Origin of the sequence: Paenibacillus oryzisoli (genome assembly GCF_050467285.1) — a bacterium.
GTDB lineage: Bacteria > Bacillota > Bacilli > Paenibacillales > NBRC-103111 > Paenibacillus_E > Paenibacillus_E oryzisoli_A.
In genome coordinates this window covers 106,402-121,798 of record NZ_JBCMUN010000010.1, presented here as the reverse complement: position 1 = coordinate 121,798, position 15,397 = coordinate 106,402, and the positions used below count along the sequence as shown (strand labels likewise).

Here is a 15,397-nt window from a genome sequence, read left to right as displayed (position 1 = left end):
GAAAGATTGATGAGGGTACGGAGGAGTGAGTTTTAGGCTATGTGTGGAATCGCGGGAATGATGTTTTTTGAAGATAGAGAACCAACGGAAGCAAATCTAAGACAAATGACGGATGTGATCGTCCACCGGGGGCCGAACGATGAGGGCTTCTGGACGGAGAATCGCATTGGCCTCGGCTTTCGCCGCTTGTCGATTATCGATATTCAAGAAGGCCATCAGCCGCTGACGAACGAGGATGAGTCGGTCTGGATTATTTTCAACGGTGAAATTTATAACTACAAAACCTTAAGAACGATGCTTCAAGAGCGCGGGCACGTTTTCCGCACCCACAGCGACACGGAAGTTATCGTCCATTTATACGAGGAGTACGGAGAAGCATGTGTCCAACATTTGCGCGGGATGTTCGGCTTTGTGATCTGGGATCGGAAGAAGAAGCAGTTGTTCGGGGCGAGAGACCATTTTGGGATTAAGCCGTTTTACTATCATGTGAATGACCGCCAGTTCCTGTTCGGTTCTGAAATCAAGAGCTTGCTTGCGGCGGACGGCATGAACCGGTTGATTCAAACGGACAGTTTGCTGAACTATTTGACGTTCCAATATGTTCCGGAGCCGAACACGATGTTCCACGGCATTCATAAACTGCCGCCGGCGCATTATGTGAAGGTCGCATTCGACGGTCATATGTCGATACATAAGTACTGGGATCCGATGTTTGAGCCAGTAGACAAGCCGTTCGATTACTATGTCGAGGAGATTCGCGAAAAGCTGAAAGATTCCGTGAAGCATCACCTCGTCAGCGACGTGGAGCGGGGCTGCTTCCTGTCGAGCGGCATCGATTCGACCGCTATCGCGACGCATATGCGGAACATCGAGCCGATTCGCACGTTCTCGGTCGGTTTTGAAGGGCCTAACAATGAGACGATCATCGCTGCTCAGACGGCAGCGACGCTTGGCACGGAGCATTACGATAAAATCATTACGCAAAATGATTTTTTCAATACGCTGCCGAAAGCGATCTGGCACCAGGACGAGCCTGTTGCCGATCCTTCGGCGATTGCGCTTTACCACGTGGCGCAGCTGGCGCGCGAGCACGTGACGGTTGTGCTGTCCGGCGAAGGCGCGGACGAGCTGTTCGGCGGCTATCGCATCTATCGTGAGCCGCAGTCGCTGCGCGCAATCGAAGGGCTGCCGCCGGCGCTGAAGCGCATGCTAAATCGCTTCGCGCGCATGCTGCCAAGCGGCGTCAAAGGCCGCAACTACGCGCTGCGGGGCACGACGCCGCTGGAAGAACGCTTCCTCGGCAACGCGAAGATTTTTACCGAGGATATGAAAGCCGAAGTGCTTCGCCTCGACAGCGAGATGCTGCGCGCGTACAAAAATCCCGTGCAAATCGCCGGCGATTACTACAGCCGCACGAAGCATCTCGATCCGGTGTCCCGGATGCAGTACATTGATATGAATCTGTGGATGCCGGGCGATATTTTGATGAAAGCGGACAAGATGACAATGGCACATTCGCTCGAGCTGCGTGTGCCGTTTCTGGATAAGGAGCTGTTTGAAGTGGCGCGCCGCATCCCGGCGAAATATCGCATCGCAAACGGCACGACGAAATATATTTTCCGTAAGGCGATGGAAGGCATTATTCCGGATCCGATCCTGAACCGGCCGAAGCTCGGCTTCCCGGTGCCGCTGCGCGACTGGATGAAAGGCGCTATGGGCGATATGGTGATGGAGCAGATCAAGTCGAGCGGCATCGAGGATTACATCGATACAGCGGCGGTGGAACGGATGCTGCATAAGCACCGGAGTGGTCAAGGGGACTACGCCCGCCGTTTGTGGACGATTTATATTTTTGCCTTGTGGCACAAAACCTTCATGGAAGAGCTGCCGAAGAAAGTGCTTACCGCATACTAGCAAGCACATCAAGCCGAATGACAACGGGAGGGAATCACTTGAGCGGGTACCGATTGATTGCACTGGATATGGACGGAACGCTGTTGGACGAGGACAAGAAAATTTCCGCGGAGAATAAAGCGGCCATTCGTCAGGCGACAGAGGAAGGCTTCATCGTGATGATGTCAACGGGGCGCGGCGTGATCAGCGCCTTGCCTTTCGTTCGGGAACTAGGACTGAACTCGCCAATGGTGATGGTGAACGGAAGCGAGGTCTGGTCCTCGCCGGATACGCTGTTGCAGCGGACGCATCTGGATATTGCGATTGTCGAGCAGCTGCACCAGCTTGCGCTGGAGCAAGATTGCTGGTGGTGGGCTTACTCGGAAGAAGGCGTGTTCAATCGGGAGAAAGAAGAGCTGATCTTCCGGGAAAAGAAGTGGCTGAAATTCGGCTTTTTTACGGAAAATGAAGCCAAATTGGAGCGCATTCGGGAGATCGTCACGGTCTGGGATAATACGGAAATTACGAACTCTCATCCGGCGAATCTCGAAATGAATCCGAAAGGCGTCAGCAAAGCCAGTGGGATTGCCGCGGTGTGCAAGCTGCTAGGGATCTCCATGTCCGAAGTAATCGCTGTTGGCGACAGTGAGAACGACATGGCGATGATTCGCGAAGCAGGACTCGGTGTGGCGATGGGGAACGCGCAGGATCGGGTGAAGGCGATGGCTGATTTCGTCACCAAGACGAATGAGGAGAGCGGCGTCGCCCATGTGATCCGCGAGTATATGTTGAAGAAATAAGCACGATACGTTCAAAAGGAGGCACCCAAATGGTGACCTTGGCTTGGGTTCTCGTCATTCTTTTATTTGTCGTCGGCTTGGCCGGTGCCATCTATCCTGTGCTGCCGGGTGTTCTTGCGATTTATGGGGCTTTTTTCCTCTATGGTTGGTTGATCAGCTTTGAGCCATTCGGCTGGTGGTTCTGGACCATTCAGACGCTGATCGTGGTGATCATCATGGTCGCGGATTACGCTGTGAGTGCCCTCGGCGTCAAGAAGTTCGGGGGCTCGAGAGCTGCGGTTATCGGCAGTACCATTGGGCTGATTATCGGGCCGTTTGTCATCCCGGCGTTCGGCCTTATTCTGGGCCCGTTCATCGGCGCTGTGCTGGGCGAGCTCATTATCGGGACGAACTGGAAGCTGGCCATCAAGTCGGGGGTAGGCTCTGTGCTTGGTTTTTTTGCAAGCAGTGTCGTGAAAATTGCGCTTCAGCTCGTCATGATCATCCTGTTCTTCATTTGGATCTTCTAAACGGCGAGCGGCGATTCTAAAAAGGCAAGAGAGAAGGAACACACGTTGACGAAGGTAACGAAAGATTCATTGGTCAAAGGAACGCTCATTCTCACCGTAGCCGCGCTTGTAGCGCGGTTTCTCGGTGTTTTTCAGCGGATTCCGCTTGTGCATTTATTGGATGATGAAGGGATGGGCAGCTACTCCATCGCGTTTAACTTATATTCAATCTTGCTTGTCGTCGCGACGGCAGGGATTCCAAGCGCGCTCAGTAAAATGGTCGCGGAGCGGTACGCCCTTGGTCGCCCGGCCGAGGCAGAACGCATTTATCGTGCCGCGGTGATGTTCGCGCTTGGCGCCGGCGTACTTATGACGGTGCTGCTGTACGGCTTTGCGCCGATCTATGCGGAGAACATATCGCACGGTGGGGCTGACGCCACGCTAGCGACGCGGGCGATCGCTCCGGCGATGCTTGTTTTTCCGTTGATCGCGATTATGCGCGGCTATTTTCAAGGGCGCCAGAATATGATGCCGAACGGTATTTCGCAAGTCGTGGAACAAATTTTCAGATTGATAACGTCGATTGCACTGGCGTACTTCTTACTGAACATCTCGCTTGGCTGGGGCGTCGCCGGGGCGTCGTTCGGTGGTGTGATCGGCGGTCTTGCCGCGCTGGCGGTTATGCTGTATTACGCGATGAAACAGAAGCGGCGCGACGCACTTGGCTCCCCCTCCACTGTCATGAAGGAAACGGCAGAGCAAATGAGCGCAGCGAAGGCGGACGTACCAGCTGCAGGCGGATCCCTGAGGTATCGGGATATTTACCGAAGTCTGCTCAAACTTTCCATCCCGATTGTCGTTTTCTCCGTGACGGTAACGCTCGTCTATGCGATTGATACGTCGATCATCATTCCGCTGCTCGAAGGCTCGATCGGTCGCAGTGAAGCGCACGGCCTGGTGGGGATTCTCGGTGGTCGTGCGCAGCCGTTGGCAGGATTGCCGATTATTCTCGCGGTCGCGCTGAGCCAATCAGTTGTGCCGATTATTTCCGCCGCGTACTCGCGCAAAGATTATCAGCAGGTCGGGAAGCAGACATCGCGTGTGCTTCAGCTAGCGATTTTGTCCGGGCTGCCTGCCGTTCTGATGATTGCGGTTGCGGCCAGACCGCTGGACTTCTTCTTGTTCGGCCATGAGGATACGGCGTACGGTATCAGCCATGGCCCGCATATGATTGCGCTGCTGACGCTCGGTGCGATGTTCCAGATTGTGATGCAAACGTCAGGTGCCGTGCTTATGGGCATGGGACGTATGAAGCCACTCATGACGCATGTGGTTGTCGGCATTGCCGTCAAGCTGGCAGGAAGTTTTCTGCTCGGCAATGTATTCGGCATTTATGGGATCATTGTCTCTACGGGACTTTGCTTCATTGCGATGTCGTGGCTGAACATTCGCTCGCTGCGCAAAGAAATCAAGTTTACGATACTGGGCAGCCGTTTCGCCGGCCTGGCGGTAACAGTCGTTGTCATCGCCGTCGTTGGCGTTGCGATCGAATGGCTGACGCACAATTACTTGGCATTCACACCTTGGTTCCGCCTCAACGAGGCTATCAACAGCGTGATCGTCTGTGGCATCGCCGTTGCGATGTACCCGGTGATGCTGATGGTAACGCGCGTTGTGACCAAAGAAGATGTCGGCTCCTTCCCGGCGCCGGTGCAGAAGCTGATCCGCAAGGCGGGCCACTTGCTCGGCCGCCGCTAAGACTAAGGCAAGCCTGCTCGGCAGGCTTACCGCAAAAGCTTTTTCGCCGCCTGGGCGGCCAGCACAGCAAGCTCGAGCTTGCTGAGGGCGAGCCGCATGTCGGCGGCCAATTCATAGTCGGACGGAATGGGAACCTCTCGCAAATAGGCGAGAGGTTCTTTCGCGTCCGACGCGAGAAACCAATCCCCTGGCTCCACAGGGGCCAGGGGGCGGTCCGGCCAGACCGCGCCGAGCGGCGGGCTGTAGAACGGGCTGGCGCCGGCCTTCAAGGCGAGGCCGTCCAGCCGCTCTTGATACTTGACCGCAGGCGGTGCCTTGCGGATCGGGGCAAAGAGCTGCGGCCAATAGTCCGCCCGCGAGCCGGTGTGCGGCCGGCTGGAAGCGAAGCGGACGATGCCGGCGTGGACATGCGGGATACCGAACAGGATCCCGTAGAGGCTTTTGCCGAAGGCGATGCGTTCGCGAACGTCGGCGAACTTCTCGAGGATGAGCCCGGCGACGTGAAGCGGAACGTCAGCCGCGACGGCCGTACTGGCCGCATCATGTTCTCCATAAGGGAAGCCGACTTGATTCAGCTGCAGCCAGCCCTGGGTTTTGAACAAGGAGGTGTTGATCACCGTTTGCTGGAAAACAGAGTTCTGGACGACTCGCTGCTCGATATAATGCTGTTCATTTACGATTAGTCCTATGGTCAATAACGCGCTGTCCTGCTCCTGCCAGAACGCCTCCCAGATCGGCGTCATCCACAGTGAGATGTTGAGAAAGGGAAGCAAGTGAAACAGGCTGCGCCCCCGGCGCCGCCCCTCCAGATAGAGCAGAAGCTGAGGGTAGGCATCCTGAAAGATCAACGCGTTCGCACGCTCCAGAAAGGCGAAGAAATGCTCTGTCTCGTCGCGCTTCATCAGAAGCGGCAGCAGTTCTCCCCGCAAATCCGTCATGCACCAGCCGCCGTTGCGGGACACCATGTGCGCAAGCAGCGCCCAATGCAGCTCCGGTGCTTGCCGGTAGCAGGCCCAGTACGCCTGCGTACGGGTGACATTGTTGCGATTGGCTGCCCCGGCAGCCGCTCGAATGTCTGCGAGGATCGCGAGATCCTCAGCAGGGGCAGGGAGCGGCATGACAGCTGCCTGTTGAAGGGCATGCAATTCAGCTAGCCTGCGTTCAACTCGGCGGATGACTTCCTGTGCAAGCGGGATGTGCGTTGGAATGGTATCCGCATCCGGCATCGTCGCTGAGCCTTGTGCGCTCGCATCGCTGAACCAGACGGAAGCCTGCTGCTTTAGCAGTTGAACGAATGCGGACGGTATTCCTCTCATTTTGCCTAGCCAATCTTGTGGCTTCTGTTCTTCTGTCTGCATGCGTCTCAACCGACCTCCAAGCGTCAAGGGATAAGGCCTTCAGGCCGTAGTGTGTGCGATTTGACCAGCGTATATGTGAATTTGGAATGGCGCCCGGTCCGCCCGTAACAATTTGGGGATAAATCCCGGGGTGTGTATCCAGCTTCTGGAAGAGCGGCGTGCATACAATGTACTATTCGTAAGACTGGCCAGCGGGGGAGGAGCTCAACTCGTGTACAAACCATTAGTTATATCAGCTTGTCGAAAGAGAAGAAAAAGAAAAAACATTCGCCGCTCCCGTAAAACAAGCCTCGCCCGTTATTTGTCGAAGATTTCGTTCTTCTACACGACCGCTGATGGCGACAAACGCGTGTATACCGAATCCGATCGCACCGAAGGCTACGGCAAGCAAGTGATTCCGTGCCCGGCCACCATTACCTATACCCAGTTATTTGTCAACGGTGTGCTTCAACCTTCCTCGCTCTATCGTGTGCAAAAAGGTTCACTCACGTTTCTTTCGAACGATGTCCCGGAAAAAGGGGTTCCGATTATCTTGCAATGCATTCGGATTTACAAACGGCGCTAGGAAGGGGGGTGAATATAATGCCAGCTTCACTGATCAAGCTTTACGTTATTGCGGTTTCATCGGTGCCAGTTGCGACTGGCGGTACGGTGACGACGACGGTGGACCCTGTGGTCACCCGGTTTAATGCCGTGCTTACTGCAGGAATGATTACAACGGATACAACAATTCCTGCGGCCGACTTTCTGGATGATAACGGCGATGCCATCACCGATCTTCCCAGCCCGCCGACAGACGGCTACTACAATGTATATGTCAACGGTGTCTTGCAAGAAGGAGGACTTTCTACCTTGACGACAGCTTCCCTTGTTCTCGCGACGACAGACACGGTTGCCGGAACACCGGTTGTACTGGAGGTTGCGGACTTTTCCTCGGTCACCTCGACGATTACAACGGAGCCTACGATCTCCGCACCGACGATCACCATTACGGTGTAGTACGGTCAAGCACATCTTGCAGCGGTCTTGGGAAAGACCCTGTGAGATGTGTTTTTCTGCGCGCTTGACACGCCCGGACGTGCATGCTATAACGTGAATACATATCATTCAAACGAGGTGCCCTATGCAAAAAATAGCTTCCGAGCAAGTGTTTCAAGAGCAGATTAATCGGCCAGAGCTCACCGTTGCCATATTCAAAACGACCTGGTGCAAAGACTGCCACTACATTGAGCCGTTCATGCCGGCGGTGGAAGAAGCGTATCAAGGCAAAATTACGTTCATCGAACTGGATCGGGACGAAGTGCCGGATCTGTGCGAGCGGCTTAACATTCTGGGGATTCCGAGCTTCATCGCCTTCCGCGAAGGCAAAGAAGTCGTTCGTTTCGTGAGCAAGCTGCGCAAAACGCGGGAGGAGATTGAGCAATTCCTCGACCGCGCCGTTGAAGTTTCGAAGGCGATGGCGTAATGTTCTATTCATCCAGCATCCCGTCTTTGTCCTAGCGGCATCGGCGGGGTGTTTTTTCTTTCTCGCATAATTACCCGCTGAATGCAGATACTACCATTTTATTTCGTTCATCTCCTTGTCACGACTGATTCGGAGCTTTGTAACAATTGCGAATGGATTCTGCCTCTTATTAAGGCTATAATTGTCTACAGAACATCTGATTTCGACAGGATCAAACAGCAGATCTGACATAAAGTAGGTGCCCTATGCAAAAATGGATTCAACGCTTAGCGAACATTTCAGCCATCGGTATGTTCCTGATTCTCGCGATGGGCGCTTTGGTGACCAAAGCGGACGCGGGGAGAGGCTGCGGCGACGAATGGCCGCTCTGTCACGGCAAATTTGTGCCGGCGCACACGATTTCATCTTTTATTGAATACAGCCATCGGCTTGTCGTCGGGGTTGTGACTCTGGTATTAATTGCTACATTTTATCTGGTATTCCGGTATGTCAAACGAAGTGACGCCAAATTTTACATTACGATGACGGTCGTGATGACGCTCATTCAAGCGGCGATGGGGGCGCTGGCTGTCATATGGCCGCAATCCTCGCTGGTGTTGGCGCTGCATTTCGGGTTGTCCCTGTTAGCCTTCGCCTTCTCGCTCCTGTTGGCGCTGGTGTTCACGCCGTTCGGGCAATTTCTGCCGCAGAAGCGCATCAGCAGCGGGTTTAAAACGTTAGTCTGGAGCACAACGATTTACAGCTATATCGTCGTCTATTTGGGCGCTTATGTGCGACATACGACATCAACGGGTGGCTGCACAGGCTGGCCGCTCTGCAACGGCGAAGTGATTCCTGAGTTTAAGGGAGCGACGGGCATCGTCTTTACCCACCGGATCGCAGCGCTGCTGCTCTTCTTCTGCATACTTGCGCTTTACTTGCAGGCTAGACGCCATTATCAAGGCTCCGACAAGCTGTGGTTCGGCAGCAAATGGGCGCTCATCACCGTTACGCTTCAAGTCATTAGCGGCGCGGTTGTGACCTGGTCGATGGGGAATGAAACGGCGTATCTTTTCACAGGGATGATTCATGCGATGATTGTTGCGTGCATGTTCGGGTTCTTGTGCTACCTGTGCGTGCTCACGCTGAACGACCGCAAAGCCTAGCAATGTGGACAATAGCCTTCGATCCGAAGGCTATTTTTGTGATAAAGGGAAAAAGAGAGGATAGTTGTTGGTATGGTACCTACGAATTTACGCGTGTTTTTGGACACGCTGCGCAGTGAAAATGAATTAGTTGAAATCTCGGCACCGGTTGATCCGAATCTGGAGTTGGCGGAAATTCATCGCCGCGTGATTGATGAACAGGGGCCAGCTTTGCTATTTACCAATGTGAAAGGGAGCGCGTTTCCAGTCGTGACGAATTTGTTCGGAACGGCGAGACGTGTCAACCTGGCGTTCGGGCCGAAGCCGGAGCAATTTATGAAAGCGGTTATTAACGCGACGAGCACGCTGATGCCGCCTACGCCGCAAGCGCTGTGGGGCGAGCGCGCGTTGATTATGGACCTGCTCAAGGTGGGCACGAAAAAAGTACAACCCCAGCAAGCCCCGATTCTTGGCGGCTTGAAGCAGGACAACCCGCTCGCCGGACTGCCGGTCCTGACGAGCTGGCAGGAGGACGGCGGCCCGTTCGTGACGCTGCCGCTCGTCTATACCGAGCATCCTGATGGCGGGCATCATAACCTGGGCATGTACCGCATGCAGGTGTATGACGACTTTACGACGGGGATGCACTGGCAAATCCACAAAGGCGGCGGCTTCCATTACCATGAAGCCGAACTGCGGGGCCAGGCGCTGCCCGTCACCGTGTTCCTGGGCGGGCCGCCTGCGCTGATCGCCTCGGCGATCGCGCCGGTGCCCGAGCACTTGCCCGAGCTGATGCTCGCTTCGCTCATCCTCGGGCAGAAGCTGCCCATGGTGGAGAATCCCCATGGGGGGCACCGCCTCGTGGCCGAGGCGGAGTTCGCGATCTGCGGCTCTGTGCCGCCGCATCTGCGCCGCCCCGAAGGGCCGTTCGGCGATCACTTCGGGTACTACTCGCTCACCCATGATTTCCCTGTGTTCAATGTGAATCATGTGTGGCACCGTAAAGACGCGATCTATCCGGCTACGATCGTTGGCAAACCGCGCCAGGAGGATTACTTCCTCGGCGAGTTCCTGCAAAGACTGCTCGAGCCCGCGTTCCCGATGGCGATGCCCGGCGTGAAAGACCTGTGGACGTACGCCGAGACCGGGTTCCACCCTCTTGCAGCCGCCGTCGTCCGTGAAAGCTACAGCCGTGAGGCGCTCGGCACGGCGTTCCGCATTCTGGGAGAGGGTCAGCTCTCCCTGACGAAATTCCTGATCGTCACCGACCAACGGGTGACGCTGGCGAACTTCACGCCGCTGTTGGAGGCGGTGCTCGAGCGCTTCAATCCAGCTCAGGACTTGTTTATTTTCAATAAAACATCGCACGATACGCTGGATTATACGGGCGGCCAGCTGAATCACGGCAGCAAAGCCGTGCTGCTCGGCACCGGCGATCCGGTGCGCACGCTCCCGCGTGCCTACACCGGCGGCGAGCTGCCGGAGATCAGCGACATCGCCGTGTACTGCGGCGGCTGTCTGCTCGTCTCCGGCGCCGCCTACGAGGCCGATCCGGAGCTGGCGCCGCGGCTGCTCGCGAACGCCGGCAGCCGCCTGACGGAATGGCCGCTCGTCATTCTTGTCGACGATGCAAGCGGCACCGTGCACGATCAGACGAAGTTCCTATGGACCGTCTTCACCCGGTTCAACCCTGCGACCGACATGTACGCGAAGTCGAGCGTGAACCGTCATCATATCGCTTATGAAGTGCCGATTGTCATTGATGCCCGCATGAAGCCGGGGTATCCGGACGAGCTGTTCCCGCGGGAAGATATCGTGGAGCTTGTTGACCGCAGATGGAAAGAATACTTTTCATAAAGAGAGGGTGAGATAGGCCATGCTTCGTGAATTATTTGGCGAGCCTAAGCGTGTGGACAGCGGTGTGCTGCTGGAGGCGCTGAATGCGATTCGAACGTTTCTCGCGCATCTGGAGTCGAGGCAGACAGAAGGAGCTTCCGCTGCCGAAATTACCGTGATTCATCGACAAATCATTTGGAGCAAAGGCTTTATCGATGCGCTCGACGAGCTGGAGCAGAGCCTCTTCTGCTGCGAGCGATTCGGCGATCCCATTCGCAAAGGCTTTCTCGAGGACATGAACGCGCACGAGACAGAGGAGTACCAGCGGTTTGTGTACTTTTTCAAAAACGCGTTTATCCGCGTCTTCTCCATTCTGGACAAGCTCGGCACCTTTATGAACGATCTCTTCCAACTCAAAACCGAGACGTACAAGTCGCGCTATTCCTACTTTACCGTGCTGCGGATCATGCATGACCGGCATCATCACGGTGCGCTGGAGATGCAGTTGTATGGGCTCAAAATGGACTACAAACCGACCATGGATCGGCTGCGCAATTTGCGAAATATGGAGATTCATTATATCAACGCCGAAATGCTCGACGATTTGATGCAGAAAGAGCCGCTCTTCGGCGGCCGCATCCATATCGAGAACGTGCAGGCCAATCTCGATGACATCCAGAAGGGATTTGAGATGGTGTGCCGAACCTTATCTGTAGCGTTTTCTTATTTTAGCGTGAGCAGGGCAAAGGGGTAGGACGACCGTGAATCTAACAGGCAAAACCGTTTTAGTGACTGGCAGTGCCAAGGGACTAGGCAAAATGACGGCCAAAACGCTTGCCGCTCGGGGCTGTCAGGTCGCTGTTAATTATGTGAAAAGCGAAGATGAGGCCGCCGCGCTTGTTCGGCAGCTTGAAACGATGGGCGTGCGCAGCGTGGCTGTGCAGGGGGATGTGGCGAAGCGTGAGGATGTCATCCGCATCGTGGATCAGACTGTTGCCGCCCTGGGGCCGATCGACATTCTTGTGAATAATGCCGGCCCGTTTCAGCGGGAGCGCCGTTTTTTTGCCGATTACCATCTCGATGAGATCGACTATTTGCTGCGCGGCAATCTGCTCGGCGTCATGGAACTGGATCGGCTGGTCCTGCCCATGATGCGCGAGCGGCGCTGGGGGCGCATCATTCATTTCGGCTTCGGCAAAGCCATGGAAGCCAGAGGCTGGACACACCGCGCCGTGTACGCGGCGGCAAAAGTCGGCCTGGTCTCGTTCACGAAGACCTTGGCCGAGGAAGAGGCCGCGAACGGGATCACCGTGAACATGATCTGTCCCGGTGACATTCGCGGCGCGAACAAAGAGCGCACGATGGATGACGTGCGCCAGGAGCACGACGGCGAGACGCCGGTCGGGCGTCCCGGTACAGGCGAGGACATTGCCCGGGTGATCGAATTCCTTTGCCTGCGGGCTTCGGATTTTATAACGGGCAATATTATGGAGATTTCCGGCGGGCTTGATCCGATTCAGTCGCTGCCGCTGTTGAACCAACGTAAGCATGAATAGCTGCACACAAAAAGAGCTTACCCTAGGTCCTCCTAGTGGCAAGCTCTTTCTTATGGTATAGTCTTAGAATACCTGTACAACTTCGGTGATGCCTTCCACTTCTTCAATCAACGCGCGCTCGATACCGGCTTTAAGCGTGATTGTCGAGCTTGGGCAGCTGCCGCAGGCACCCATCAGTTTGAGTTTAACGATACCGTCTTCTACATCAACCAAATCGACGTCGCCGCCATCGCGTTGCAGGAAAGGACGAAGTTTATCTAAAACTTCAAGAACTTCATCATAAATCGCTTCTTTCGTTTTTTCAGACACTTGAATCATCTCCTTTCTTCCCTATATTATATTACAATACGTATTAAATGAAAATGGTTTTCAACATGAATCTAAACATTGCAAGGTGGAAATTTAAGATGAGACCTATTATTGAATTCTGTGCCAGCAACATGCATAACGGAACGGACAAAATCATGAAGCAGCTCGAGCAAAATCCCGACTACGACGTCATGGAATATGGCTGTCTCGGCAATTGCGGGCAGTGTTATATGGAACCTTATGCCCTGGTTAACGGCGAGATCATTGCTGCTGAGGACGCCGACAGCTTGCTTGCCCGAATCATTCAGCGCATCGAAGAGCTGGAAGCCATGTATGATGTGCTTGGCGAATAACCGGCGCTTGCTGAACCTTCTGCGGTTTAGCCGAAGTGGCGCTTGGATTTCCACAGTACGCCGCTCTTTAGGATACGCGCGATTTTGCCGGTCATGAGCGTACGCTTGCCCATGATGCCGAAGCCGGCTTTTTTCCCGAGCGAGCCCAGTGTGCCTCTCAGCTTGATAGAGCCGAGGCGCGGCGTCTCGCCTTTCCAGATCGCTTGCAGCACTTCGGTAATCTGTTTGCCTTGCGCTTGCGCAGCTTGCGCGCTTGGCGAGAAGGGCAGGGAGGCGCAGTCGCCGACCACATACACTTCATTATGCGTCGGAATTTGATGATAGTCATTCAGGACGATGCGGCCTTGACGGTCTTTAATCACGTTCAAGGCTTCCACGATCGGGCTAGGTTGGATACCTGCGGTCCAAATGGTCGCATCCGTCCGGATGAGCTCCTCTTGGTTGTACAAGTCTCCGCCATCCAAACGAACCAGTGTCACCTGTGTGCGCTGCTCGATATGATGCTCGCCCATCCATTCCCGCACATACTGCTGCAGATTGCTAGGAAAAGAAGACAGCAAGCTCGGCCCGCGGTCAATCAAGCGAATGTTAAGGTCAGGACGGCTCTCGCGAAGTTCGGACGCCATCTCTACGCCGCTGAGCCCGCCGCCGATGATGGACACCTGGCCGTACGGCGCGATGTCGTTGATGCGCTGGTAGGTCGCGCGTGTCTGCGCCAGCGTCTGGATGCTGAGCGAGTGCTCACGAGCGCCTTCAATGCCGTGGTATGCATCCACGCAGCCGAGGCCGATAATAAGCCAGTCGTAGCGAAGCGGATCCTTTCCTTCAAAATGAATCAGCTTCGCTTCCAGATCTACGCTCGTCACTTCGCCGAACGTCAGTGTAAGCCGCGGATCTTCAGGGTACGCGACGCGGATATGCGTTTCTGCAATCGTGCCGGACGCCAAAGCGTAATATTCCGTCTTCAAGCCTTGAAACGGAATCCGGTCGATCATCACCAGTTCAACATCGCTGGGCATATCCTTTTCCAACAAATTCAGCGCTATGGTTAACCCGCCATAACCGCCTCCGAGAATCACACACTTTTTCATAAGCCAACCAATATCCCTTCTGAACAATATCTAATCTCTAGTATTTCTAATATACTTTGATTTCATTATAAAAGGTGTCGCGCTCCACCGCGGTCCGTCCTGCCCCTTGAATCAACCATACAAGCTCGTCGCGGGTCAATCCTTCCGGAGAGAGGGCGCCGGCTGCATGCGAAATTTTTTCCTTCACAATCGTACCGTGGGCGTCGGATGCCCCGAAGGTAAAGGATAATTGGGTTAGCTTCGTGCCGATGTTAATGAAGTAAGCTTTGATGTGCGGGAAATTGTCCAGCATCAAGCGGGAAATGGCAATCGTTTTGAGCTCGTCCCACGCCGGTACGCGGCGCTTGAGCCCTGCATTTTTGCTCGAAGGTTGAATCGAGTTGGGAATAAACACAAGGAAGCCGTTCGTTTCGTCTTGCAGCTCGCGGAGCAGCATCATGTGGCGAATACGCTCTTCCTTCGTCTCAATAGAGCCGTACAGCATCGTTGCATGGGTCTTCATGCCGAGGAGATGCGCGTTGCGGTGAACGTCCAGCCATTCCTCGGACGACGCTTTTTCGACTTTCATTTTGGCACGATAACGTTCCGTCAAAATTTCCGCTCCGCCGCCCGGCAGCGTTGAAAGTCCTGCATCCATCAGCGTTTTGAGCACATCGCGGTAGCTGAGCCCCGAAATGCGGGAGAAAAATTCAATCTCCGCCGCTGTGTGTGCCTTGATCGTGACATCCGGGTAGGCTTGCTTCAATTGGCGAATGCAATCCACATAATACTCAAAAGGCAAATGCGGATTATGCCCCTGGCTAATATGGAATTCTCGAATTTCCGGATTAAAATTTTCAGCGATGTAATCCAGCATTTGAGCTGGCGTCAGCGTGTAAGCTCCTTCTTCGCCTTCGTCTTTGCGGAAGCTGCAGAATGCGCAGTGCTCCTCGCACACATTCGTAAAGTAGAGGCTCATATTTTGCACAAAATAAACCTTGTTCCCGTTCAAGCGCGTGTTCACTTTATTGGCTAATTGACCGATGGTTAAAAGGTCGTCCGATTCATACAGAAAAATGCCATCCTCCATCGAAAGCCGTTCGCCACGCTCCACTTTGTCTGCAATTTCTGCCATCCGTTTAGCCGCGTCAGTTGTCATTATGCTCACAGTTTCATACCTCCCGTAAATCTATCCCTCCTATTATAAACCTCTCCTGTAGGAGGGGCAACATCCGAGTCATGGAGATCCCATGACAATCCGTGAGCGGTGTATTTTTTTTGCAAATTCCAGTAAAAGTTATTCCCAATATTATCAAATTCCTGTATACTACTACAATGTGATTACGGTAAAAGTTGAGAAATCCCATTCCTTCAGGTGTGGGATAAA

The 15,397-nt window shown here is 54.5% G+C and carries 16 protein-coding genes; 12 read left to right on the top strand and 4 right to left on the bottom strand.

The annotated features are described in order from the left end of the window. Nucleotides 1-39 precede the first annotated feature (39 nt). The 4 genes from asnB to ABE504_RS18925 are packed head-to-tail and all read left to right on the top strand — an operon-like array spanning nt 40 to nt 4,939. Nucleotides 40-1,914 carry an asparagine synthase (glutamine-hydrolyzing) gene (gene asnB / locus ABE504_RS18940; protein WP_430091553.1) on the top strand — a complete coding sequence of 625 codons (1,875 nt, stop codon included), beginning with the start codon at nt 40-42 and terminating at the stop codon, nt 1,912-1,914. Between the two features lie 38 nt (nt 1,915-1,952). After that, a complete protein-coding gene (locus ABE504_RS18935; RefSeq protein ID WP_430091551.1) occupies nt 1,953-2,693 on the top strand; it encodes a Cof-type HAD-IIB family hydrolase in 741 nt (246 codons plus the stop codon). Between the two features lie 29 nt (nt 2,694-2,722). Continuing rightward, nucleotides 2,723-3,202 carry a DUF456 domain-containing protein gene (locus ABE504_RS18930; protein ID WP_430091549.1) on the top strand — a complete coding sequence of 160 codons (480 nt, stop codon included), beginning with the start codon at nt 2,723-2,725 and terminating at the stop codon, nt 3,200-3,202. Nucleotides 3,203-3,247: 45 nt separating this feature from the next. Then, the gene (locus ABE504_RS18925; RefSeq protein ID WP_430091547.1) at nt 3,248-4,939 is read left to right on the top strand and encodes a putative polysaccharide biosynthesis protein; all 1,692 of its coding nucleotides are present in this window, start codon (nt 3,248-3,250) and stop codon (nt 4,937-4,939) included. A 26-nt stretch (nt 4,940-4,965) separates the two neighbouring features. On the opposite strand, the gene ABE504_RS18920 is transcribed toward ABE504_RS18925, so the two are convergent. Next, complete coding sequence (locus ABE504_RS18920) at nt 4,966-6,297, bottom strand: DUF2515 family protein (RefSeq protein ID WP_430091545.1); 1,332 nt, start codon at nt 6,295-6,297, stop codon at nt 4,966-4,968. Nucleotides 6,298-6,508: 211 nt separating this feature from the next. Between ABE504_RS18920 and ABE504_RS18915 the strand changes: the two genes are divergently transcribed. From ABE504_RS18915 to ABE504_RS18885, 7 genes are all read left to right on the top strand, one after another. Further along, on the top strand, nt 6,509-6,862 hold the full coding sequence (locus tag ABE504_RS18915; RefSeq protein WP_430091543.1) for a DUF4183 domain-containing protein: 354 nt from the start codon (nt 6,509-6,511) through the stop codon (nt 6,860-6,862). A 17-nt stretch (nt 6,863-6,879) separates the two neighbouring features. Next, nucleotides 6,880-7,296 (top strand): DUF4183 domain-containing protein, encoded by a 417-nt coding sequence (locus tag ABE504_RS18910; RefSeq protein ID WP_430091541.1) that lies wholly within the window; start codon nt 6,880-6,882, stop codon nt 7,294-7,296. A 124-nt stretch (nt 7,297-7,420) separates the two neighbouring features. Further along, the gene (locus tag ABE504_RS18905) at nt 7,421-7,762 is read left to right on the top strand and encodes a thioredoxin family protein (protein ID WP_430091539.1); all 342 of its coding nucleotides are present in this window, start codon (nt 7,421-7,423) and stop codon (nt 7,760-7,762) included. Between the two features lie 245 nt (nt 7,763-8,007). Then, entirely contained in the window at nt 8,008-8,907 is a 900-nt protein-coding gene (locus ABE504_RS18900) for a COX15/CtaA family protein (protein ID WP_430091537.1), read from the top strand. Between the two features lie 72 nt (nt 8,908-8,979). Continuing rightward, complete coding sequence (locus ABE504_RS18895) at nt 8,980-10,743, top strand: UbiD family decarboxylase (protein ID WP_430091535.1); 1,764 nt, start codon at nt 8,980-8,982, stop codon at nt 10,741-10,743. 19 nt (nt 10,744-10,762) lie between these two features. Next, a complete protein-coding gene (locus ABE504_RS18890; protein WP_430091533.1) occupies nt 10,763-11,476 on the top strand; it encodes a Cthe_2314 family HEPN domain-containing protein in 714 nt (237 codons plus the stop codon). Between the two features lie 7 nt (nt 11,477-11,483). After that, nucleotides 11,484-12,278, top strand: a complete 795-nt coding sequence (locus ABE504_RS18885; RefSeq protein WP_430091531.1) for an SDR family oxidoreductase — start codon at nt 11,484-11,486, stop codon at nt 12,276-12,278. Nucleotides 12,279-12,341: 63 nt separating this feature from the next. On the opposite strand, the gene ABE504_RS18880 is transcribed toward ABE504_RS18885, so the two are convergent. Beyond that, nucleotides 12,342-12,596, bottom strand: coding sequence for a NifU family protein (locus ABE504_RS18880; RefSeq protein WP_420901681.1), 255 nt, complete (start codon nt 12,594-12,596; stop codon nt 12,342-12,344). A gap of 89 nt (nt 12,597-12,685) precedes the next feature. On the opposite strand from ABE504_RS18880, the gene ABE504_RS18875 reads away from it, so the two are divergent. Continuing rightward, nucleotides 12,686-12,940 carry a YuzB family protein gene (locus tag ABE504_RS18875; RefSeq protein WP_430091529.1) on the top strand — a complete coding sequence of 85 codons (255 nt, stop codon included), beginning with the start codon at nt 12,686-12,688 and terminating at the stop codon, nt 12,938-12,940. 26 nt (nt 12,941-12,966) lie between these two features. Here the strand turns inward: ABE504_RS18875 and ABE504_RS18870 are convergent, their stop codons facing one another. Together ABE504_RS18870 and mqnE are read right to left on the bottom strand one after the other, a co-directional pair. Continuing rightward, nucleotides 12,967-14,031: an NAD(P)/FAD-dependent oxidoreductase gene (locus ABE504_RS18870; RefSeq protein ID WP_430091527.1), complete on the bottom strand. Its 1,065-nt coding sequence runs from the start codon at nt 14,029-14,031 to the stop codon at nt 12,967-12,969. Between the two features lie 46 nt (nt 14,032-14,077). Further along, nucleotides 14,078-15,169, bottom strand: coding sequence for an aminofutalosine synthase MqnE (gene mqnE, locus ABE504_RS18865; protein ID WP_430091680.1), 1,092 nt, complete (start codon nt 15,167-15,169; stop codon nt 14,078-14,080). Between the last annotated feature and the right edge of the window lie 228 nt (nt 15,170-15,397).